19 protein-coding genes are annotated in these 21,897 nt (G+C 74.4%); 16 read left to right on the top strand and 3 right to left on the bottom strand.

What is annotated here, in order from left to right; genetic code table 11:
• Window positions 1-76: 76 nt before the first annotated feature.
• The 3 genes from SGUI_RS04535 to SGUI_RS04525 are packed head-to-tail and all read right to left on the bottom strand — an operon-like array spanning window position 77 to window position 4,636.
• Window positions 77-2,401 (bottom strand): transglutaminase TgpA family protein, encoded by a 2,325-nt coding sequence (locus tag SGUI_RS04535; RefSeq protein WP_066636848.1) that lies wholly within the window; start codon window positions 2,399-2,401, stop codon window positions 77-79.
• The gene (locus tag SGUI_RS04530) at window positions 2,398-3,642 is read right to left on the bottom strand and encodes a DUF58 domain-containing protein (RefSeq protein WP_066636846.1); all 1,245 of its coding nucleotides are present in this window, start codon (window positions 3,640-3,642) and stop codon (window positions 2,398-2,400) included. Before SGUI_RS04530 ends, SGUI_RS04535 begins: the two co-directional genes overlap by 4 nt.
• 16 nt (window positions 3,643-3,658) lie before the next feature.
• Entirely contained in the window at window positions 3,659-4,636 is a 978-nt protein-coding gene (locus tag SGUI_RS04525) for an AAA family ATPase (protein WP_066636844.1), read from the bottom strand.
• 379 nt (window positions 4,637-5,015) lie between these two features.
• Here SGUI_RS04525 and mraZ point away from each other — a divergent pair, with 379 nt between their 5' ends.
• The 16 genes from mraZ to SGUI_RS04445 all read left to right on the top strand — a co-directional run bounded on the left by mraZ (window position 5,016) and on the right by SGUI_RS04445 (window position 21,830).
• On the top strand, window positions 5,016-5,447 hold the full coding sequence (gene mraZ / locus SGUI_RS04520; protein ID WP_066642751.1) for a division/cell wall cluster transcriptional repressor MraZ: 432 nt from the start codon (window positions 5,016-5,018) through the stop codon (window positions 5,445-5,447).
• Between the two features lie 184 nt (window positions 5,448-5,631).
• Complete coding sequence (rsmH, locus tag SGUI_RS04515) at window positions 5,632-6,642, top strand: 16S rRNA (cytosine(1402)-N(4))-methyltransferase RsmH (RefSeq protein WP_066636841.1); 1,011 nt, start codon at window positions 5,632-5,634, stop codon at window positions 6,640-6,642.
• On the top strand, window positions 6,639-7,088 hold the full coding sequence (ftsL, locus tag SGUI_RS04510; RefSeq protein WP_066636838.1) for a cell division protein FtsL: 450 nt from the start codon (window positions 6,639-6,641) through the stop codon (window positions 7,086-7,088). Before rsmH ends, ftsL begins: the two co-directional genes overlap by 4 nt.
• Window positions 7,089-7,103: 15 nt before the next feature.
• On the top strand, window positions 7,104-9,008 hold the full coding sequence (locus tag SGUI_RS04505; protein ID WP_157621738.1) for a peptidoglycan D,D-transpeptidase FtsI family protein: 1,905 nt from the start codon (window positions 7,104-7,106) through the stop codon (window positions 9,006-9,008).
• Window positions 9,005-10,480: a UDP-N-acetylmuramoyl-tripeptide--D-alanyl-D-alanine ligase gene (locus SGUI_RS04500; RefSeq protein ID WP_066636829.1), complete on the top strand. Its 1,476-nt coding sequence runs from the start codon at window positions 9,005-9,007 to the stop codon at window positions 10,478-10,480. Before SGUI_RS04505 ends, SGUI_RS04500 begins: the two co-directional genes overlap by 4 nt.
• Window positions 10,480-11,595 (top strand): phospho-N-acetylmuramoyl-pentapeptide-transferase, encoded by a 1,116-nt coding sequence (gene mraY / locus SGUI_RS04495; RefSeq protein ID WP_066636827.1) that lies wholly within the window; start codon window positions 10,480-10,482, stop codon window positions 11,593-11,595. Before SGUI_RS04500 ends, mraY begins: the two co-directional genes overlap by 1 nt.
• The gene (gene murD / locus SGUI_RS04490; protein WP_066636820.1) at window positions 11,592-13,133 is read left to right on the top strand and encodes a UDP-N-acetylmuramoyl-L-alanine--D-glutamate ligase; all 1,542 of its coding nucleotides are present in this window, start codon (window positions 11,592-11,594) and stop codon (window positions 13,131-13,133) included. Before mraY ends, murD begins: the two co-directional genes overlap by 4 nt.
• Entirely contained in the window at window positions 13,130-14,485 is a 1,356-nt protein-coding gene (ftsW, locus tag SGUI_RS04485) for a putative lipid II flippase FtsW (protein ID WP_066636816.1), read from the top strand. The genes murD and ftsW overlap by 4 nt, the downstream gene beginning before the upstream one ends.
• Window positions 14,482-15,609, top strand: coding sequence for an undecaprenyldiphospho-muramoylpentapeptide beta-N-acetylglucosaminyltransferase (murG, locus tag SGUI_RS04480; RefSeq protein ID WP_237141452.1), 1,128 nt, complete (start codon window positions 14,482-14,484; stop codon window positions 15,607-15,609). Before ftsW ends, murG begins: the two co-directional genes overlap by 4 nt.
• Entirely contained in the window at window positions 15,606-17,126 is a 1,521-nt protein-coding gene (gene murC / locus SGUI_RS04475; RefSeq protein WP_066636813.1) for a UDP-N-acetylmuramate--L-alanine ligase, read from the top strand. The genes murG and murC overlap by 4 nt, the downstream gene beginning before the upstream one ends.
• Complete coding sequence (locus SGUI_RS04470; RefSeq protein WP_157621737.1) at window positions 17,123-17,929, top strand: cell division protein FtsQ/DivIB; 807 nt, start codon at window positions 17,123-17,125, stop codon at window positions 17,927-17,929. The genes murC and SGUI_RS04470 overlap by 4 nt, the downstream gene beginning before the upstream one ends.
• 127 nt (window positions 17,930-18,056) lie before the next feature.
• Window positions 18,057-19,364, top strand: coding sequence for a cell division protein FtsZ (gene ftsZ / locus SGUI_RS04465; protein ID WP_066636810.1), 1,308 nt, complete (start codon window positions 18,057-18,059; stop codon window positions 19,362-19,364).
• A 14-nt stretch (window positions 19,365-19,378) separates the two neighbouring features.
• Window positions 19,379-20,155: a purine nucleoside phosphorylase YfiH/LACC1 family protein gene (locus tag SGUI_RS04460; protein WP_066636807.1), complete on the top strand. Its 777-nt coding sequence runs from the start codon at window positions 19,379-19,381 to the stop codon at window positions 20,153-20,155.
• 1 nt (window position 20,156) lies between these two features.
• Window positions 20,157-20,897, top strand: a complete 741-nt coding sequence (locus SGUI_RS04455; protein WP_066636804.1) for a YggS family pyridoxal phosphate-dependent enzyme — start codon at window positions 20,157-20,159, stop codon at window positions 20,895-20,897.
• Between the two features lie 62 nt (window positions 20,898-20,959).
• Window positions 20,960-21,481 carry a cell division protein SepF gene (locus SGUI_RS04450; RefSeq protein ID WP_066636801.1) on the top strand — a complete coding sequence of 174 codons (522 nt, stop codon included), beginning with the start codon at window positions 20,960-20,962 and terminating at the stop codon, window positions 21,479-21,481.
• Window positions 21,482-21,545: 64 nt separating this feature from the next.
• On the top strand, window positions 21,546-21,830 hold the full coding sequence (locus SGUI_RS04445) for a YggT family protein (protein WP_066636798.1): 285 nt from the start codon (window positions 21,546-21,548) through the stop codon (window positions 21,828-21,830).
• Window positions 21,831-21,897: the final 67 nt, after the last annotated feature.

The following is a 21,897-nucleotide window of genomic DNA, read 5'->3' as shown; positions in this document are numbered from 1 at the left end:
GGCACCACTCTGTCCTGTCCCCACCCACCTCCGCCACCCCGGCCGCGACCGGGCGGGTGCGGACCGGCGACCGGGGTCACCGGCGCAGCAGCCGGCGTATGCCCTCCCGCAGCCCCTCGACGCCGCTGGTCGGCACCAGGGCGGCGCCCGCCCGCTGGTTCCACGCGGAGGTGTGCCGTACCCCGTCCACGACGGTGCGCACCTCCTCGCCCATCCGCTCCGCCTCGTCCTCGGAGACGAGCTCGGGGGCGGCATACCGGGAGCGCTCCAGCGTGGCCGTGGCGCGGCCCAGCGCCTGCCGGCCGTCCTCCTCCATGACCGTGCCGCGCAGGTAGTGCCGGCGCAGCTCGCGCGGGCTGCGCCCGGGTGGGGGGTCCACGCCGAGGTCGGTGAGGGTGCGGGTCATGAGCTGCCACTGCCCCTCGATCCGCTCCGCGGGGGTGCTCGCGGCCCGCAGCCCCGCCTCGCGGTGACGCCGTCCGGCGAGCGGGAGCACGGCCATGAGCAGGCCCAGCACGAGGATCGCCACCACCGCGCGCAGCAGCGTGGGAAGCAGGTCGCCCAGACGGTCCAGGAACGTCGGGTCCGCCGGCGCGGGCGCCGCGGTGGGCTCGACGGTCGGGGTGATCTCCTCCGGCACGGTCGCCGTGCTCGGTGCGGCGTCCGGCTCGTCGGTGGACCGGGCGTAGGCGGGCGGGGTGCCGGCGCGGATGCCCGGGGTCGGCTCGAACCGGGTCCAGCCCAGACCCTCGATCCACAGCTCGGGCCAGGTGTGCGCGTCGGAGGCGATGACCTGCCGGGTGCCGTCGTCCTGGGTGGTCCCGGGCAGGAAGCCCACGGCCATCCGCGCCGGTATGCCCTCGTGCCGGGCCATCATGACCATCGCCGAGGCGAACTGCACGCAGTAGCCCCGCCGGGTCTCGAGGAAGGCGCCGATCGGGTCGTCCGCGCCGACCTCGGCGGCGGGCGCGAGCTCCAGGGAGTACTCGTAGTCGCCGTCGGTGCGCAGGTGGTTCTGGATGAGGATCCCGGCCCGCAGCGCGTTGTCCTCACCGCCGACGACCTCGTCCGCGAGGTCGCCGACCGCCTCAGCGGAGTCCTCGTCCACGGCGAGCAGGTCGGCGTCGAACTGCTCCGGGTCGGCCGCGGACTCGCCGACGCCCTGCGGGAGCTCCGCGCCCGGCTCCAGGCCGAGGTAGGTGGCGTCGTACCTCGAGACCTGGCCCTGCAGGACGACGGTGCTGTCCTCCGGGTCGTAGCGGAAGCTGCCGCCCTCCAGCTCCAGCGAGGTCAGGGGGCTGGGCGCGGCGAGGTGCGGCGGCTCGAGCTCGTTGGCCACGACGCTGAACTCGGACTCGCTCAAGGACACCCCGTCACCGAGCCCCGGCGGCGCCGGGATCGGCGCGTCCTGGGGGAGCAGGCCCGAGGTCAGCCGCTCCGGCGCCACCCACCGCCCGTCCTCGAAGCGTTCGGTGGCGGTGACCCGCAGCGGCGCGACGCTGATCGCGTTGGTGCGGTAGGTGACGACCGGGGCCCGCGACTGGTTGCGCAGGTCCTGGGCCGGGTCCATGGTCTCGGTGAACGACACGTCGCCGGTGTCCCCGTCGACCCCCCGGGCGTCGGGGTTGCGGGCCAGGCCGTCCCCGAAGAAGGTCGGCGGCAGGTGCGGCAGGGAGGCGGCGCCGAGCACCGCGGCCACGAGCGTGAGGGCGCCCACAGCCTGCGCGAGGCCCCGGTAGGTGCGCGGTCCCGCGGAGACGTCGTCGCCCCCGTGCGACTCGCGCCGGTTCGCCGAGGGCCAGGCCAGCGTGAGCCGGTTCCCCTGCTGCGCGAGCATGAGCAGCCACATCACGAGCACGGCGGCGAAGTACCACGGCTCCATCGCCTGGCCGGTGTTGGAGACCGACACGAGGAATCCCGCCACGAGGGGTATGCCCGCGCTCGCCGGGGCCCGCCCGGTCACCCCCATCGAGTCGACCGAGACGGCGGTGAGGGTGAGCACGGCGACCACGAGGAAGGAGACGCCCTGCGTGGTGGGTGCCGGCGCGGCATACGTCTGCAGCACGGCCCCCGCCTGCTGCAGCAGGGTGGCGATGCGGTCCAGCGTCTCGCCGGTGGGCAGGACGCCGCGCCACAGCGTGTCCCGGAGGAAGAGCGCCGCGAGGCCGGCCAGCCCGATCGCGAGCTGGCCCAGGGCCACGAGCGTCGGCGGCGCGTCGACGGTGCGCAGCACGGCACCGGTGAGCGCCACGAGGACCACCATCGTCACCGACGGCACGACCCAGCTCTCCTCGCGCAGCAGGTCGGCGAGCGGCCACGCGACGGACAGCGTGGCCAGCGCGGCGACGAAGCCCTCCGCCCACAGCCCGCGCTCCCACCACGCCCGGTCGTCCAGCCTCATGCCGACCTGCCCAGGGCGGAGGAGCGCAGCGAGACCCAGGCCTGCGCGATCTCGGTGTGCGGGCCCACCGTCACGGTGCGCCACCCGGCGTCGGCCAGCACGCCGGTGGGATGGTCACCGGTGGTGCCTCCACCGAACTTCCCCGGGTCCAGCACGAAGGCCAGCGCGCGGGAGCCCGGTTGCCGGATCGAGGCCAGCGCCCGCAGCTCGCCCTCGTCGTGGGCGACGACCGCGGCGACGAGGAGCACGCCGCCGGAGGTGAAGGAGGAGGCGGCCGCGGTGAGCCGGTCCAGCCGCGAGTCCTCCTCGGGCTGGGCCCGGGCCAGGGTGTCCATGAGCGTGCCGAGCTCCACCTGGTGGCCGGCGATGCCGTCGCGCAGCGTCCCGTCCGTGAGCAGGTGGACGACGAACCCGTCGGCGACGAGGTGGCGGGCGACCGACGCGACCGCGCTGACCGCCCACTCGTAGGAGGGATGCACCCCGCACCCCGGGTGCGCGGCGGCCCGCGAGTCCAGGAGCAGCACGGCCCGGCGTCGTGCGGGGCGGTCCTCCTGCCGGACCATGAGCTCGCCGCGGTGCGCGGTCGCCGGCCAGTGCACGCGGCGCAGCTCGTCACCGTCGCGGTAGGAGCGGATGCTCACGTCGTCCTCGCCGTGCAGGGCGATCATCTGCGGCATCTCGCCCTCGCTGCCGCGCGAGCTGCCGCGCAGCCGCTCGTCCCCGAGGGACACCACGCGGGGGAGCACCAGCAGCTCGGTGCGCGAGGTCAGCTGCAGGGTGCGGAAGACCAGGCCGAAGGGGTCCCGCTGGCGCAGGACGATCGGGCCGAGGGAGTATGCCCCCCGGTGCCGGGACCGCACGGTGTAGCGCAGCCGACGCTCCTCCCCGGTGCCCATCCGGGGCAGGATGTAGCGCGGCCGGTCGCCGAGCTGGTAGTCGAGGTGCTCCTCGGCGAGGTAGACCGCCGACCGGCCGCCGACGTTGCGGAAGCGCACCTCGACCTCGCCCCGCTCCTCCGGCGTCAGCCGCTGCGGGGTCACCTCGCGGGACACGGTGAGCTGCGGCGGGCGGCGGGGCAGGAGCAGCACGACGAGGGCCGGCAGCAGCAGCAGCGCCAGCCCGACCCGGGTGACGTCCTCGTAGCCCAGGAAGGTGCCCGCGACCCCGAGCAGCACGCCGAGGACGGCGAAGACCTTGCCCCGCGCGGTGAGGAGGCCCCAGGGAGAGGCGGACTGCGTCATACCCTGCCCGTCCCGGTCAGCGTCCGGAGGGCACGGCGGTGCGCTCGACGAGGTCGCGCACGATGTCGGCGGTGCCGCGGTGCGCCAGCGAGGCCTCGCCGGTGGGGAGAACGCGGTGGGCGAGGACGGGGACCGCGATGGACTGGACGTCCTCGGGGAGCACGTGGTCGCGTCCCGCGAGGGCGGCGTGCGCGCGCGCCGCCCGCAGCAGCTGCAGCCCGGCCCGGGGGGAGGCGCCCAGCCGCAGCATCCGGTGCGAGCGGGAGGCCGCCATGAGGTCGACGACGTACTGCCGCAGGGCGGGGGAGATGTGCAGGCCGCGGATGTTCTCGATCTGCTGCTGGACGTCGGCGGCGGTGGTGACCGCCGACAGGCCCTCCAGCGGGCTCACCGCCCCGTGGGTCTCGAGCATCGTCGTCTCGGCGGCGGCGGAGGGGTAGCCCATGGAGATGCGGGCCATGAAGCGGTCGCGCTGGGCCTCGGGCAGCGGGTAGGTGCCCTCCATCTCGATGGGGTTCTGGGTCGCCATGACGAGGAAGGGGCGGGGCAACGGGTAGGTCTGCCCGTCCACCGTGACCTGCCGCTCCTCCATCGACTCCAGCAGCGCCGACTGGGTCTTGGGGGAGGCCCGGTTGATCTCGTCGCCGACCACGACGTTGGCGAAGATCGCGCCGCGGCGGAACTCGAAGGAGCGCGAGTCCTGGTTGTAGACGCTCACCCCGGTGATGTCGCTGGGCAGCAGGTCGGGGGTGAACTGCACCCTGCTCACCCGGCAGTCGATGGCGCGGGCCAGCGCCTTGGCGAGCATCGTCTTCCCCACCCCGGGCACGTCCTCGACGAGCAGGTGGCCCTCGGCCAGCAGCACCGTGACGGCGACGTCGACGGCGTCGTCCTTGCCCTCGATGACGGTGGCGACGGCGCGGTGCACGGGGCCGGCGACGGACCTCACGGCGTCCAGGTCGACGGTGTCGGGTGCGGGGGAGATCGCAGACATGCCCCGAGTTTGCCAAACTCGCGGCGCGAGGGCGCGGTCGCGGGCCTGCGCGGCCCCGGCGACCCCGTTCCCCCACTTCCCCCCACCACGCGGCAGCCGCACCCGGTGGCGGGGGCGAGGGCGACGTGCCCGCCGCGCGCCGGCGCCCCGACCTGCGGGTATGCCAGCCATCGCCGGGGGAGGTCGGCGAGCTCGTGGCGCAGCGTGGCCCAGCCAACCACTTTCCCTCCACCCCGCACCACCACCTCCGACCTGCGGAAACAGTGGGTCATCTGTCAGAATCGAGCCGGATCGCTCGCCTTGGTGGGGCATTGTGGAGTAGAGTGGGGCGCACTGGGAGTCGTCCGTACCGGATCGCGCGAAAGGGGTGGTGCACGTGCTGTTCCTCGGCACCTACACGCCCCGGCTGGACGACAAGGGCCGGATGATCCTCCCGGCCAAGTTCCGCGAGCGGCTGGCCGGCGGTGTCGTCATCACCCGCGGCCAGGAGCGCTGCCTCTACGTCTTCACCCAGGCCGACTTCGACGGCGTCGTGGAGCAGTGGCAGAGCAGCCCCACCTCGTCCAAGACGGTCCGCGACTACCAGCGCTTCTTCCTCTCCGGCGCCTCGGACGAGATCCCGGACAAGCAGGGCCGGGTCACGGTCCCCCCGCTGCTGCGCACGTATGCCGGGATCACCGGCGACTGCACGGTCATCGGCGCCGGCAACCGGCTCGAGATCTGGGACACCCAGGCCTGGGAGACCTACACCGAGGAGCACGAGCAGTCCTTCGCCGACCTGTCCGAGGAGGTGGTCCCCGGGCTCATGTGATCGCCGCGCGCCCGCGCTCCGGCCTCCCCCCGTCCGCCCCGGCGCCCCCGACTCCTCTTCCCCGGAGTCGGGCCGCACCCCGGCACCCGACCCGTCTTCCCCCGGGCCGGACGCCACAGGTGGACGGTGGGGGACCAGGGCCCGGGCACCGGGGACCACCCACCACCCAGGGACCACGGACGACATGGCAGCCCCCTCCGGACGAGCCACCCAGGACCGGCACACCCCGGTCCTGCTGGACCGGTGCGTGGAGCTGCTCGCCCCCGCGCTGGACCGCCCCGGGGCGGTCTTCGTCGACGGCACGCTGGGCCTGGGCGGGCACACCGAGGCGGTCCTGCGCACGTGCCCCGACGCGGTGGCGGTCGGCATCGACCGCGACCCCCAGGCCCTGGCCCTGGCCACCGAGCGGCTCTCCGGCTTCGGCGACCGCTTCCGTCCCGTGCACGCGGTGAGCGACGACCTGCCGGCGACGCTGGCCGGGCTGGACCTCGCCGGCGCCGACGCCGTCCTCTTCGACCTCGGCGTCTCCTCGCTGCAGCTGGACGAGCTGGAGCGCGGCTTCGCCTACCGCGCCGACAGCCCGCTGGACATGCGCATGGACCAGGGCATCGGGCGCACCGCCGCGGACGTGCTCAACGAGACCGAGGTCCGGGAGCTGGAGCGCATCCTGCGCGACTACGGCGAGGAGCGCTTCGCCCGCCCCATCGCCCGCGCGATCGTGCGGCGCCGGGAGCGTGAGCCGTTCACGACCTCGGGCCCGCTGGTCGAGCTCCTCCACGACGTGGTGCCGGCCGCCTCGCAGCGCAGCGGCGGGCACCCGGCCAAGCGCACCTTCCAGGCGCTGCGGATCGAGGTCAACGCCGAGCTGTCCACCTGGCGCGACGGGCTGGGCGCGGCGCTGCGCGCGCTGCGCGTCGGCGGACGCATCGTCGTCCTGTCCTACCACTCCCTCGAGGACCGCATCACCAAGCGCGGTCTCGCCGCCGGGGCGACCAGCTCGGCGCCGCCGGACCTGCCGGTCGAGCTCCCCGAGCACCAGCCGTGGCTGCGGCTGCTCACCCGGGGCGCCGAGCAGGCGGGCCCGGCCGAGCGCGAGGCCAACCCCCGCTCCGCCTCGGTCCGGCTCCGCGCCGCCGAGCGCACCCGCACCACCCCCGACCAACCGACCACCACCACCCGCGAGGAGAACGCATGAGCCAGATGACCATCTCCACCCGGCTCGGCCGCAGCACGGCCCTGGGCGCCCGCGCCGGACGGGCGCGCGCGGTCGACGCCGCCCCGACCTCGGCCAACCACGGCTTCCGGCTGCTGTGCGCCCTGCTCGTGGCGCTCACCTTCACCGCGGTGCTGCTGCTCAACACGGTGCGGGCCGAGGGCTCCTACGTCCTCAGCACGCTCGAGACGGAGGCGACCGCCCTGCACGACGAGAAGGTGACCCTCGCCGACGAGCTGGCGGGCAAGCAGTCCTCCGAGCACCTGGCCCGGGCCGCCGCCAAGCTCAAGATGGTGCCGTCCACGTCCACCGCGACGCTGCGCCTGTCCGACGGCTCCATCACCGGCGTGGCGTCCAAGGTGGACGGCTCGCGGACGCTTACCGTTGATCTGCCCTCGACGGGCACGGCACCGGCGAAGGACGACTGACAAGGGGTAGGCACCGTGGCAGCACCACGTAGCGGTCGTCGCCGGACCTCCCCCCGTGCGGTCGCCGCCGGGATCGCCCACCCCGCCCGGCGCGCCCGGGCGCTCATGCTGGGCGTGCTCATCGTCCTCAGCCTCTTCGCCGCCCAGCTGGTCCGCCTGCAGGGGCTGGACGCGGCCAGCGTGTCGGCGGCGGCGCTGGGCGAGCGGCTCCAGAGCCGGGCCATCCCGGCCGCCCGCGGCAGCATCACCGACGTCAACGGCGAGGACCTCGCGGTGAGCGTGGAGCGTCGGCGGATCATCGCCGACCCCACGCTGGTCAAGGACTACGAGCGCCGGGAGGAGGCCGCGGACGGCTCCTCCGAGGTCGTGGGCGAGGGGTATGCCGCCGCCGCCGAGGTCGTCGCGGAGATCACCGGCAGCGACGAGGCCGACGTGCTGCGCCGGCTGACCGAGCCGCTGGGCGAGCAGTACGCCATCCTCGTCCCGGACGCCTCGCCGCAGCAGTGGCAGGAGATCCGCGCGGCCGGCATCCGTGGGGTCTCCTCCGAGGAGTTCATGCGCCGGGAGTACCCCCTGGGTGAGTCCACCGCGCCGCTGCTCGGGTGGGTCGGCTCCGGCGACATGCCCGCCGGCGGGCTGGAGCTCGTCAACGACGAGGCTCTCACGGGCGAGCCCGGCGAGGCGCTCTACGAGGTGGGCCGCGACGGCGAGGTCATCACCACGGGGGTCTACGAGGAGGACCCGGCCGAGCCGGGCCAGGACCTGCGTCTCACCCTCGACGGGGACCTGCAGTGGCGCGCCTACGACGCGGTGCGCACCCGGGTGAAGGAGGCCGGCGCGATCTCCGGCTACGCCGCGGTCATGGACGTCGAGACCGGTGAGCTGCTCGCGCTCACGAGCTACCCCAGCTTCGACCCCTCGGACAGCACCCAGGACGCCGACGAGATGCGCAACGCCGCGGTCGAGGACGTCTACGAGCCGGGCTCGACCTCCAAGCTCATCACCGCCGCGGCGGCGCTGGAGCAGGGCATCGTCGACGTCGAGACCCCGATCGAGGTCCCGGTGACGATGTCGCGGGCGGGCACGCGCTTCAAGGACGCCGAGCCGCACCCGGTGGAGTACCTCACCTTCGGCGGCGTGCTGGCCAAGTCCTCCAACATGGGCACGATCCTCTACGGCGAGAAGCTCTCCGACGACCAGCTCTACGACTGGATGCGCCGGTTCGGCATCGGCGACCGCAGCGGCCTCGGGCTCCCCGGCGAGTCGCCGGGCCTGGTGCCCGAGCCCTCCACCTGGAGCGCGACCACCCGCTACACCTTCATGTTCGGGCAGGGCCTGTCCGGCACCATGCTGCAGCAGCTCGGCGTCTTCCAGACGGTGGCCAACGGCGGGGTCATGGTGCCCCCGAGCATCGTGGCCGGCACCGTCGACGAGGAGGGCCGCTACACCGAGGACGAGCAGCAGGAGGGTCGCCGCGTCATCTCCGAGGAGACCTCGCAGACCCTCACCGACATCATGCAGTCGGTGCCCTCCACCGAGGGCACCGCACCGCTGGCCGCGGTGCCCGGCTACCACGTCGCCGGCAAGACCAGCACGGCGAGCCGCGTCGACCCCGAGACCGGCCGCTACTCCGGCGGGGTGACCTCCTCCTTCATGGGGTTCGCCCCCGCCGACGACCCGAAGTATGCCGTCGCCGTCGTCATCCAGGGCCCGACCCGGATCAGCGAGTTCGGCGGCGTCATCGCCGGCCCCGTCTTCGCCGACCTCATGCGCTACACGCTGCAGCGCCAGGGCATACCGCCGGCCACCACGCCGCCCACCCAGATCGAGATCGAGTTCGACCCCGAGGAGAAGGTGGGGGACGGCTCGGGTGACACACTGGGGGACATCGCCATCAAGGACGAAAGGACCGATGGGTGATCCCCCTGACCCTCGGTGAGGTCGCCCGCGTGACCGGCGGTCGGGTCCACCCGGGTTCACCCGAGGCGGACGACCTGCGCGTCACGGGGCCGGTCGTCACCGACTCCCGCGAGGCTGCCCCCGGGGCGCTCTACGTCGCGCGCCGCGGTGACGTCGCCGACGGCCACGACTTCGTCGCCTCCGCCGCCGCGCAGGGAGCCGTGGCCGCCCTCACCAACCGCGTCGTCGACGACCTGCCGTGCGTGGTCGTCGACGAGGACCCGCAGCGGCTGTCGGCACGCCCCGACCGCCCGCCCTACGACGCCGTCACCCGGGCCTTCGCCGCGCTCGGGCGCGAGGTCGTGGACCGCTGCGGCGCCGTGGGAGGGCTGCGGGTCGTCGGCATCACCGGCTCCTCGGGCAAGACCTCGACCAAGGACCTCATGGCCCAGGTGCTGCCCGCCCTGGGGCCCACGCTCGCCCCCGAGGCGTCCTACAACTCCGAGGTCGGCGTCCCGCTCACCGTCTGCCGGCTCACCGAGGAGACCGCCTACCTCGTCGCGGAGATGGGTGCCTCAGGTGCCGGCCACATCGCCCACCTCACGGCGATCGCCCCTCCGCAGGTCTCCGTCGTGCTCAACGTCGGGTCCGCGCACCTAGGCGAGTTCGGCTCGCGGGCGGCGATCATGGAGGCGAAGTCCGAGCTCGTGCAGGCGCTGCCGGAGGGCGGGCTGGCCGTCCTCGACGCCGACGACGAGGCGCTGGTCTCGACGATGGGCGGGTACGCACGTGACGCCGGCGCCCGGGTGGTGCTCGTGGGCCTGGGCGAACGCGCCCAGGTGCGCGCGACCGACGTGGTCACCGACGAGCGTGGCCGCGCCTCCTTCACCCTGCGCGCCCCCGACCTGGGTGCGCCCGAGGGGGGTCTGCCGGTCCGGCTGCAGCTCGTGGGGGTCCACCACGTCGGCAACGCGCTCGCCGTCGCCGCGGTCGCCCACGAGTGGGGTATGCCCTGGGACCGGGTCGCCCGCGAGCTCGGTGCCGCGACGCCCCGCTCGCGCTGGCGCATGCAGGTGACCGAGCGCAGCGACGGCGTGACCGTCGTCAACGACGCCTACAACGCCAACCCCGAGTCCATGCGCGCGGCGCTGCAGAGCCTGGCCGCGATGCGGCGGCCCGACGGGCGGACCCTCGCCGTCGTCGGCGGGATGCTCGAGCTGGGCGCGGACAGCGACGCCGAGCACGCGGGCGTCGGCGCCCTGGCGGCGCAGCTCGGGGTCGACCACCTGCTCACCGTGGGGGAGCTCGCGGTGCCGGCCGCGACGGCATACCGGGAGGCGGGGGGTGCCCGGGTGAGCTCGGTCGCGGACCGCCACGAGGCCCGCGCGCTGCTGGACGAGGAGCTCCTGGCGGGGGACGTCGTGCTGCTCAAGAGCAGCCGCGACTCCGGGCTGCGGATGCTCGGCGACGAGCTGGCGGGCGTGGGCGGCTGATGGTCAACGTCCTGCTCGCGGGCGCGGTCGCCATGATCTGCGCGCTCTTCGGCACCCCGCTGTTCATCCGCTTCCTCGTCCGACGCGGCTACGGCCAGTTCATCCGCGACGACGGGCCGACCTCGCACCACACCAAGCGCGGCACCCCGACCATGGGCGGGGCGGTCATCATCGTCTCGACGCTGGTCGGCTACGTGCTGTCCCACCTCCTGCTCATCCTGCTGGACGTCACCGGGGTCCTCGAGGTCACGCACTCCCGCTTCAGCCTGAGCGCGATCCTCGTGCTCTTCCTCATCACCGGGCTGGGGTTCATCGGCTTCCTCGACGACTACACCAAGATCTCCAAGCAGCGCAGCCTGGGCCTGACCTCGGTCGAGAAGCTCGCCGGGCAGACGGTCGTCGCGATCGTCTTCGCGCTGGGCGCCCTGCTGCTGCAGGGCGACAGCACACGGGCGCCGGCCTCCACCGCCATCTCCTTCGTCCGGGACACCGCGCTGGACCTCGCCTTCGCCGGCCCGGTGCTCGGGGTCATCCTCTTCATCCTCTGGGCCAACGTGCTCATCGCCGGTGCGTCCAACGGCGTCAACCTCACCGACGGGCTCGACGGCCTGGCCACGGGTGCCTCGATCATGGTCTTCGCCGCCTACTCGGTCATCGGGATCTGGCAGTACAACCAGAACTGCCAGCTGGCGCCGGGACCGAACTGCTACGACGTCCGGGACGCGCTCGACCTGGCGGTCGTCGCCTGCTCGGTGGCCGGCGCCTGCTTCGGCTTCCTGTGGTGGAACGCCTCTCCGGCCAAGATCTTCATGGGCGACACCGGCTCGCTCGCCCTCGGCGGCGGCCTGGCCGGGCTCGCGATCACCACCCGCACCGAGCTGCTGCTGGCGGTGCTGGGCGGCCTCTTCGTCCTCATCACCCTCTCGGTCATCATCCAGGTCACGAGCTTCAAGCTGACCCGCAAACGGGTCTTCCGGATGGCGCCGCTGCAGCACCATTTCGAGCTGCTCGGCTGGGCCGAGGTGACGATCGTCATCCGCTTCTGGCTCATCGCCGGGATCTGTGTCGCGGTCGGCCTCGGCCTCTTCTACGGCGAGTGGGTGGCCAACCTGTGAGCGCCGACCTCGACGCGCTCACCCACCGGGACGCCGACTGGGCCGGGCTGCGGGTGCTCGTGACCGGCCTCGGGGTCACCGGCTTCGCCGCGGCCGACGCGCTGCTCCAGCACGGGGCGCACGTCACCGTCGTGGATGCCAGCGACCCCGGCGGCGCGGACGAGCAGCAGGAGACTCGGGCGGGGATCCTCGGGATCCTCGGCGCCGACGTGCGGCGCGGCCCCGGGCACACCACGGCCTGGCCGGCCGGCCAGGGGTCGCAGGACCCGCTCGAGGTCGACCTCGTCGTCACCTCCCCGGGCTGGCGCCCGGACCACCCGGTGCTCGCCGCGGCGGCGAGCACCGGCATACCGGTCTGGAGCGAGATCGAGCTCGCCTGGCGGCTGCGCCCGCGGGTCGGTGCCGCGCCCTGGCTGGTCGTCACCGGCACCAACGGCAAGACGTCCACGGTGCGGCTGCTGACCGAGATGCTGCAGGCGGCGGGGCTGCGCGCGATCGCCACCGGCAACGTCGGGACCCCGGTGCTGGACGCGGTGCAGCACCCGGACCCCTACGACGTCGTCGCCGTCGAGCTGTCCAGCTTCCAGCTCCACTTCACCCACAGCATGAGCCCGCTGGCCTCCTGCGTGCTCAACCTCGCGCCGGACCACGTCGACTGGCACGGGTCGATGGAGGCGTATGCCGCGGACAAGGCCCGCATCTACGCCCGCACCCAGGTCGCCTGCGTCTACAACGTGCAGGACCCGCAGACCGAGGCGATGGTCGAGGAGGCCGAGGTGGTCGAGGGCTGCCGGGCGATCGGCTTCACCCTGGGCACCCCGGGCCTGTCCATGGTCGGGCTCGTCGAGGACGTCCTCGCCGACCGGGCCTTCGTCGAGGAGCGGCGGACCTCCGCGGCCGAGCTGGGCACCTTGGCCGACCTCGCCCGCGCCTCCGGCGGGGACGGCAGCGCCGCCCCGCCACCGCACCTCGTCGCCAACGCGCTGGCCGCCGCGGCACTGGCCCGGGCGGCCGGCATCACCCCGGCGGCGGTGCGCGAGGGGCTGCGCCGGTTCCGCTCCGACGCCCACCGCACCACCATCGTCGCCGAGCGCGAGGGCGTGACCTGGGTGGACGACTCCAAGGCCACCAACCCGCACGCCGCTCGCGCGGCGCTCACCGCCTACCCGCACCTGGTCTGGGTGGCCGGCGGCCAGCTCAAGGGGGCCGAGGTCGACGAGCTCGTCCGCGAGGTCGCGCCCCGGCTGCGCGGGGTCGTCCTGCTCGGCGCCGACCGGGACCAGATCGCGCAGGCGCTGCGACGACACGCACCCGATGTCCCGGTCCACGACGCGGGTGTCACCGACCATGGGGACATGGCTGCGCTGGACCGGGTGATGGACGACGTCGTGGCGCGCTGCGCCGACCTCGCCCGTCCCGGCGACGTGGTGCTCCTCTCGCCCGCCGCCGCCTCGCTCGACATGTTCCCGAGCTACGGCAGCCGGGGCGACATCTTCACCGCCGCCGTGCACCGCACCCTGGGGGAGGAGCCGGCGTGACGACGACCCTGGACCGACCCCGTGGCCGCGGCAGCAGCGCCGGCGCCACGTCCCGTCGCCCGGTCGGCTGGAGCGTGCAGTCGGTCGGGGAGTGGCTGCGCTCGCCGGTGGCCCCCTACTACCTCGCGCTCGTCTCGACCGCCGTCCTCACCGGGCTCGGGCTGGTCATGGTGCTCTCGGCCTCGAGCGTCGGCTCCTACCGGGACAACGGCAGCTCCTACACCGTCTTCCTCGACCAGCTCCTCTTCGGCACGGTGGGCGTCGCGCTGGCCGTCATCGGCTCCCGCCTTCCGGTCTCGGTGTGGAAGCGCCTGGCCTGGCCCGGGATCTTCCTCGCGCTCGCGCTGCAGGTGGCGGTCTTCACCCCGCTCGGCACCGACTTCCAGGGCAACCGCAACTGGCTGGCCATCGGCGGCTTCTCGCTGCAGCCCTCGGAGTTCGGCAAGATCGCGCTCGTGGTCTTCGGTGCCGCGGTCCTCGCGGCCAAGCGCCGGGTGATCCACAAGCCGGTGCACGCCGCGGTGCCGCTGATCTTCCCCTTCGGCATGCTCCTCGTCGGGCTCGTGCTGCAGGGCCACGACCTCGGCACCGGCATGGTCATGCTGGCGATCATCGCCGGGATGCTCTGGGCGGCCGGTCTGCCCGCGCGCTGGTTCGTCGGGCTGGGCGCCGTCGGCGGCATCGGCGTGGCCGTGCTCGCCGCCGGCAGCGCCAACCGCATGCAGCGCATCCAGACCTGGATCGGCGGCATCTGCGACAGCCCGCACGTCGAGGGGTGCTACCAGAAGGTGCACGCGGAGTATGCCCTCGCCGACGGCGGCTGGTGGGGCCTCGGGCTCGGGGAGTCCCGGGAGAAGTGGGGCATCCTGCCGGAGCCGCACAACGACTTCATCCTCGCGATCATCGGCGAGGAGCTCGGGCTGCCGGGGAGCCTGGCCGTGCTCGGCCTCTTCGCGGTCCTGGCCTACGCCTGTTTCCGGGTCGTCACGCAGGCCGAGGACGGCTTCACCCGGCTCGCGGCCGCCGGCGTCATGGTGTGGTTCCTCGGCCAGGCGCTGGTCAACATCGGCTCGGTCATCGGGATGCTGCCGATCATCGGGGTGCCGCTGCCGCTGGTCTCCAGCGGTGGCTCGGCCCTCATCGCCGCGCTCATCGGCGTCGGTCTGCTGCTCGCGCTGGCGCGCTCCCTCCCCGGGGCCGAGGAGGCGCTGCGCGGCCGCACCGGCACGCTGCGGCGCACCCTGGCCGCGGTCCCCGCCGCGCAGGGCACCCGCAGCCGCACCCGTGCCGGCGGTCGGCGGGGGGTCTCGCGGCCGGCCCGCGGGTCTCGCTCGCCGGGCGGGCGGCGGTGAGCGCGGCACCGCAGCAGGGTGCGCGGCGGCTGGGCGTCGTCCTCGCCGGAGGCGGCTCGGCCGGCCACGTCAACCCGCTGCTCGCCACCGCCGACGCGCTGCGGCGGCGCGTCCCGGACAGCGACCTCGTCGTGCTCGGCACGGCGGAGGGGCTGGAGGCCCGGCTCGTGCCCGAGCGCGGCTACGAGCTCACCGTGGTGCCCAAGGTGCCCTTCCCGCGACGCCCCGACGCGGCCGTCGTCCGCTTCCCGGGCTCGCTGCGCCGGGCCGTCGCGACCGCGCGCGGTGCGATGAGGTCCGTGGACGCCCAGGTCGTCGTGGGCTTCGGCGGCTACGTCGCGACCCCCGCCTACCTCGCCGCCCGCCGCGCGGGCATACCCATCGTCATCCACGAGCAGAACGCCCGGCCCGGGCTCGCCAACAGGCTCGGTGCGCGCTTCACCCCGCACGTCGCCACGACCTTCGACCTCACCCGGCTCCCGCACGCCACCCGGGTCGGGCTGCCGCTGCGCGAGGAGATCCGCACCCTCGACCGGGCGGCGCTGCGGGCGGAGGGACTCGCGGAGTTCGGTCTCGAGGACCGGCGCCCCACCCTGCTCGTCTTCGGCGGGTCGCTCGGCGCCCAGCGCCTCAACGCCGCCTTCGCCGCGGCCGGCGCCGAGCTGCTGGCGGCCGGGGTCCAGGTGCTGCACCTCACGGGGGCGGGCAAGGACGTCAGCGCCCCCGCCCCGGACGCAGCGACCGGTGCCCGCTACGTCGCCCGGCCCTACACCGACCGCATGGACCTGGCGTATGCCGTCGCCGACCTGGCCGTGGGCCGCTCGGGCGCGGGGACGGTCTGCGAGCTGGCCGCGGTCGGGCTGCCGGCGGTCTACGTCCCGCTGCCGGTCGGCAACGGCGAGCAGCGGCTCAACGCCCGTGGGCTCGTCCAGGCCGGTGGCGGGATGGTCGTCGAGGACGCCCAGGTCACGCCGGAGTGGGTGCGCGACGTCGTGCTGCCGCTCGTCCAGGACGAGGCCCGGCTGGAGCAGATGGCCGCGGCGGCCGCCGCGCACGGCGACCGCGACGCTGCCGACCGGCTCGTCGACCTCGTCCTGCGGGCCGCGGCGGAGGACCCCGCATGAGCCGCGACCGCTTCGACTTCTCCGCGCCGGTGCCGCCGGTCGAGGAGCTCGGCGCCGTGCACTTCATCGCCCTCGGCGGGTCCGGGGTCTCCGGCGTGGCGCGGATGTTCCTCGACCACGGGGTGACGGTGTCCGGGTCGGACCAGCAGGACAGCCCCACCCTGCGATCCCTGGAGCAGGCCGGGGCGCAGGTGCACGTCGGCCACGACGCCGCGCACCTGGGCGGGGCCGGCACCGTCGTGGTCTCCGGTGCCGTCCGGGAGGACAACCCCGAGCTCGCCGCCGCCCGCGCCGCGGGGCTGCGGGTGCTCCACCGCTCGCAGGGCATCGCCGCCCTGCTGCACGGGCGCCCGGCCGTGGCGGTCGCCGGGGCCAACGGCAAGACGACGACCAGCGCCATGACGACGGCGGCGCTGCAGGCCGCGGGCGTCGACCCGGGGTATGTCATCGGCGCACCGCTGGCGAGCAACGGACGCAGCGCCGAGCTCGGCGCACCCGGTGCCCCGCTCGTCGTGGAGGCGGACGAGAGCGACGGCAGCTTCCTCACCTACCGGCCGCAGGTCGCCGTGGTCACCAACGTGCAGCCGGACCACCTCGACTTCTACGGCGACGTCGCCGCGGTGGAGGCGGCATACCGCGACTTTGTGGCGACCATCGCCGACGGCGGGCTGCTCATCACCTCCCTCGACGACCCCGGCGCCGCGCGGCTGGCGCAGGACGCCGCCGCCGGCGGCACCCGGGTCGTCACCTGGGGCGCCCACGGCGCCGACGTGCAGCTCGACGAGGTGGTCAGCGACGGGCTGACCTCCGCCGGCACCCTCACCTTCCGCACCGCTGCCGGCCCGGTGGCCCCGGGCACGACGCTGCGGCTGCGGCTGCCGGTGCCCGGGGAGCACAGCGTGCACGACGCCGTCGCCGCCCTGCTCGTCGCGACCGCCGGTCTCGGGCTGCCCCTGGACCGTGCGGTGGCCGGGCTGGAGAGCTTCGCCGGCGCGCACCGGCGCTTCGAGCGGGTCGGGAGCCTCGGCCCCGTCGAGGTCGTCGACGACTACGCCCACAACGCCCCCAAGGTGGCGGCGGCGGTGCGCGCCGCCCGCAGCGCGGCCGGCGGGCGCCGGCTCGTCGTCGCCTTCCAGCCCCACCTGTTCTCCCGCACGCGGGACTTCGCCGACGGCTTCGCCGAGGGGCTCGCGGGTGCCGACGTCGTGCTGCTGCTCCCGGTCTACCCGGCGCGCGAGCGGGCGGAGGACTTCCCGGGCATCACCTCCGACCTGCTGGGGGACCGGCTGGTCGCCCGTGACGGGGACGTTCCGGCGGTGCATACCGCCGGATCCGTCGACGAGGCCGCCCCCGCGCTGCGCGACCTCGTCGCCGAGGGGCAGGACACGCTGGTGGTGACGATCGGGGCCGGCGACGTGACCAGGGTCGGCCGTGAGCTGCTGACCCTGCTGCAGGACGACGCCGACGCCGGCACGCAGGCGCACGTGGGCGCCGGATCGCCGGGGGTGGTGCCGTGAGGTTCCACCTTCCCTGGAGGGGCCGTCGTGGTGCTGCCGCCGGACGCGGCCGCAGCCGCAGGTCGACCCGGCGCCGCAGCCGGATCGGGCGCCGGGCGCTGCTGACCTGGGGTGCTCTCGTGCTCGGCGCGGCCGCCGCCATGGTCTTCCTCTTCTACTTCTCCGCCGCCTTCGTCGTCAAGGACGTGCAGGCCACCGGCGCCCGCGAGGAGGTCGCCGAGAGCGCGCTGCAGCACGCGCAGATCCCGCACGGTCGTCCGCTGGCCCGGGTCTCGGAGGGCCGGGTCCGCGAGCGCGTGCTGGAGGACCCCCGCATCGAGTCGGTCGAGGTGGAGCGGGACTGGCCCTCCTCGGTCACCGTCGCCGTCACCGAGCGCGAGCCTGCCGTCGCCCTGCGCGGCGACGGCTCGACCTGGCTCGCCGACGACGCCGGCGTGGTCTACGAGGAGGTCGAGGACCCCAGCAACAAGCTGCCGATCATCTCGGTGCGCACCGACCCGACCGAGCTGGACGCCGCGACGGTGACCGGGCTGGCCGAGCTGTGGCGGATGCGCCCGGACCCGGACACCCTCGAGGGCGACCTCGGCGCCCCCTCCGTGGGCCGCGACGGGTCGATCGAGATGGACCTCGGGCAGGTCACGCTGCTGTGGGGGCCGCCCACCGACAACGAGAAGAAGTGGAACGTCGTGACCGCCCTCGTCGGGCAGGACACGATCGACCCGCAGGGTGCCCTGGCCATGACCATCGACGTGCGCGTGCCCGGCACGCCGGTGGTGTCCGGATTGCCCGAGGCCACGGGCTGAACCGACCCTCGACCCTCGACCTGAGGTCGAGGTTCACGGTCACGGTGCCGGGACGGCACCACGCGTATGCTCGCGCACACGCACCGCATCCATGCACCGCACCTGCACCCGTTCCGAAAGGTCCATCGTGTCCGCAGCGCAGAACTACCTGGCCGTCATCAAGGTCGTCGGCATCGGCGGGGGTGGCGTCAACGCCATCAACCGCATGATCGAGGTCGGCCTCAAGGGTGTCGAGTTCATCGCCATCAACACCGACGCCCAGGCCCTGCTCATGAGCGACGCCGACGTCAAGCTCGACGTCGGCCGCGAGCTGACCCGCGGCCTCGGCGCCGGCGCGGACCCCGAGGTGGGCCGCCGGGCGGCCGAGGACCACACCGAGGAGATCGAGGAGGCGCTGCGCGGCGCCGACATGGTCTTCGTCACCGCCGGCGAGGGCGGCGGCACCGGCACCGGCGGTGCGCCGGTCGTCGCCAAGATCGCCAAGTCGCTGGGTGCGCTGACCATCGGTGTCGTCACCCGTCCCTTCACCTTCGAGGGGCGCCGCCGGGCCAACCAGGCCGAGTCGGGGATCGCGACGCTGCGCGACGAGGTGGACACCCTCATCGTCATCCCCAACGACCGGCTGCTGTCGATCTCGGACCGGACCGTGTCGATGCTCGACGCCTTCCGCAGCGCGGACCAGGTGCTCCTGTCCGGTGTCCAGGGCATCACCGACCTCATCACGACCCCGGGCCTGATCAACCTCGACTTCGCCGACGTCAAGTCGGTCATGCAGGGGGCCGGGTCGGCGCTCATGGGCATCGGCTCGGCGCGCGGGGAGGACCGTGCCGTGCAGGCGGCCGAGCTGGCGATCTCCTCGCCGCTGCTCGAGGCCAGCATCGAGGGCGCGCACGGCGTGCTGCTCTCCGTGCAGGGTGGCTCCGACCTGGGGCTCTTCGAGATCAACGAGGCGGCCCGGCTGGTGCAGGAGGCCGCCCACCCCGAGGCCAACATCATCTTCGGCGCCGTCATCGACGACTCCCTGGGCGACGAGGTGCGGGTCACCGTCATCGCGGCCGGCTTCGACGGCGGCGTGCCCGGTCGCAGCGAGGGCAACGAGCGCGCGCTGGGCCAGGTGCAGGCCGGCGGTGGTGGCCGTCCGCAGGGCGGCCAGGGGCAGCAGCGTCCCGCCGCGGCCCAGCAGGGCTCCGAGGGCCAGCAGGCCCCGGCGCAGCCCTCGTCGCAGCCGCAGCAGCGGCCCGCGCCGCAGGGCGGGTCCGAGCAGGGCACCGGTCGCGAGGAGGCCGCGCGTCCCGCCGCGCAGCCGCAGGGCCAGGAGGGCGACGCGCAGTCCTCCCCGCAGGTGCAGCCGCAGCAGCGGCCGGTCCAGCAGCCCCCCCGCCAGGTGACCTTCGAGGACTCCGACGACCTGGACGTTCCCGACTTCCTCAAGTGAGGCGGTAGCTCCTCGTGTTCACCTGGCGCGAGCGGCTCGAGCCCACCGGTGACCGCTTCGGCGTGGAGTGGGCCGTGACGGACCGGCACGGCGGGTCCAGCCTCGAGCCCTGGTCCTCGTTCAACCTCGCGGCCCACGTGGGCGACCGCGAGGACGCCGTCAGCACCAACCGGCACCGGCTCGCGCACGAGCTCGGGCTGCGGGTCGCCGACCTGCGGCTCATGGACCAGCAGCACGGGTGCGACGTGGCCCTCACGGACGCGACCACCGGTGCCGCCGGTGCCTCCGGTATGCCGGCCCCTGCGGCAGACGCGCTCGTGACCGGCAGCACCGAGGAGGCGCTGGTGGTCCTCGTGGCCGACTGCGTGCCCGTCCTGCTCGTGGACCGGGCCGAGGGGCTCGCCGCGGCCGTGCACGCGGGGCGGCCCGGCCTCCTGGCCGGGGTCGTCCCCGCCGCGCTGCAGGCGCTGCGCGACCTCGGCGCCCGCCGGCTGGACGCGCTCGTGGGCCCCTCGGTCTGCCCCCGCTGCTACGAGGTCCCCGGCGACCTGCGCGACCAGGCGGCGGCGCTCGTGCCGGCGGCGGCGAGCGTCTCCTGGAGCGGCACCCCGGCGATCGACGTGGCCGCCGGCGTGGTGCAGCAGCTCGCGGACAGCGACCTCGACGTCACCGTGCGCTGGCTGCCCGGCTGCACCCGCGAGCGCGAGGACCTCTACTCCTACCGCCGGGACGGCACCACCGGCCGCTTCGCCGGGGTCGTCCGCCTCGTCTCCCCCGAGCAGGTGGCCTGACGTGGCCGGCTCCCGCCAGCAGGAGATCACCGAGCGCCTCGCCGCCGTCCATGCACGCATCGAGCGGGCCTGCGAGGAGAGCGGCCGGCGCCCGGAGGACCTCACGCTCGTCGCCGTGACGAAGTTCTTCCCGGCCGGCGACGTGGAGCTGCTCGCGGCCCAGGGGGTGACCGATGTCGGCGAGAGCCGGGACCAGGAGGCCGGCGACAAGGTGGAGAGCCTCGCGCCGCACGTGCGGTCCGGCCTCCGGGTCCACTTCGTCGGCCAGCTGCAGACCAACAAGGCCAAGCGGGTCGCGCGGTATGCCGACGTCGTCCAGTCCGTCGACCGGGCCCGCCTGGTGCGTTCCCTGGAGTCCGGTCGTGCCGACGCGCTCGAGGAGCAGGTCGTGACCGACCCGCTCGACGTGCTGCTGCAGGTCGACCTCGGCGAGGGCGAGCAGGCCGGTCGGGGCGGGGCCGACCCCGCCGGCCTGGCCGAGCTCGCCGACGCCGTCGCGCAGGCCGACCACCTGCGGCTGCGCGGTGTCATGGCGATCGCCCCGCGCGACCTGGCCGACGACGGGGTCCGCCGCGCCTTCGACCGGCTGCACGGTCTGGGGGAGGAGCTGAGGCACACCCACCCGGACGCGACCTGGGTCTCGGCGGGCATGAGCGGTGACCTCGAGCTGGCCGTGGCGGCCGGTGCGACACACCTGCGTGTCGGGAGCGCAATCCTCGGTTCGCGCCCACCGCAGCGGTAGCGTCGGTCACGACCGATCCACCACGGGCCGCACACCCGTCACGCACCTAGGAGCTCGCACACATGGCCGGGGCACTGCGCAAGACCATGGAGTACCTCGGACTCGCCGAGTCCGACGAGCGCTTCGACGACTACGACACCTACGAGCAGGAGTCGCCGGAGCACCGCGGCGGCGGGGCGACCGTGCGCCAGCTGCGCGAGGACGACGGCGCGAGCGACCCGCAGGGCGGGTCCGCGGTGGCCACGCTGCCCTCCCGCACCCCCGTCTCCCAGGTCGTCCGCGAGCCGGAGGTCGGCGAGTTGAACCGCATCACCACGATCCATCCGCGCACCTACAACGAGGCCAAGACCATCGGTGAGGCCTTCCGCGGGGGCGTCCCGGTCATCATGAACCTCTCCGACATGGACGACGCCGACGCCAAGCGCCTGGTCGACTTCGCCGCCGGCCTGGCCTTCGGTCTGCACGGGTCGATCGAGCGGGTGACGAGCAAGGTCTTCCTGCTCAGCCCCTCCTTCGTCGAGGTCGACGGGGGCAGCCAGCCCGAGCAGACCCGCGGCGCGCAGGGTCCGTTCAACCAGAGCTGAGGCGGACGTCCCGCCCGGGCCGGCTTCACCGGCTCCTCCCAGCGTCCTCGCGTAGGGTGTCGCCATGGTCGGCCAGCTCCTCGCGCTCCTGCTCAACATCTACTTCTTCGTCCTCATCGCGCGTCTGGTCTTCGACTGGGTGCAGGTTTTCGCGCGCGACTGGCGGCCGAAGGGCCCGGTCCTCGTCCTGGCCAACGGCATCTACTCGCTGACCGACCCCCCGCTGCGTGCCCTGCGCCGGGTCATCCCGCCGCTGCGCATCGGGCAGGTCGCGCTCGACCTCGGTTTCCTCGTGCTCATCATCGCCGTGGGGATCGGCCGCAGCCTGGCGCTCTCGCTGCCCTTCTGAGGTCCCGCGCGGGAGGGGCGGGCGCGGCGGTATGCCCCGGCGACGGACCACGAGCGGCCTGCCCGGC

Source organism: Serinicoccus hydrothermalis, from assembly GCF_001685415.1.
Classification (GTDB): domain Bacteria; phylum Actinomycetota; class Actinomycetes; order Actinomycetales; family Dermatophilaceae; genus Ornithinicoccus; species Ornithinicoccus hydrothermalis.
Note: the sequence above shows the minus strand (reverse complement) of the source record. Positions and strands in the feature narration are given on the sequence as shown.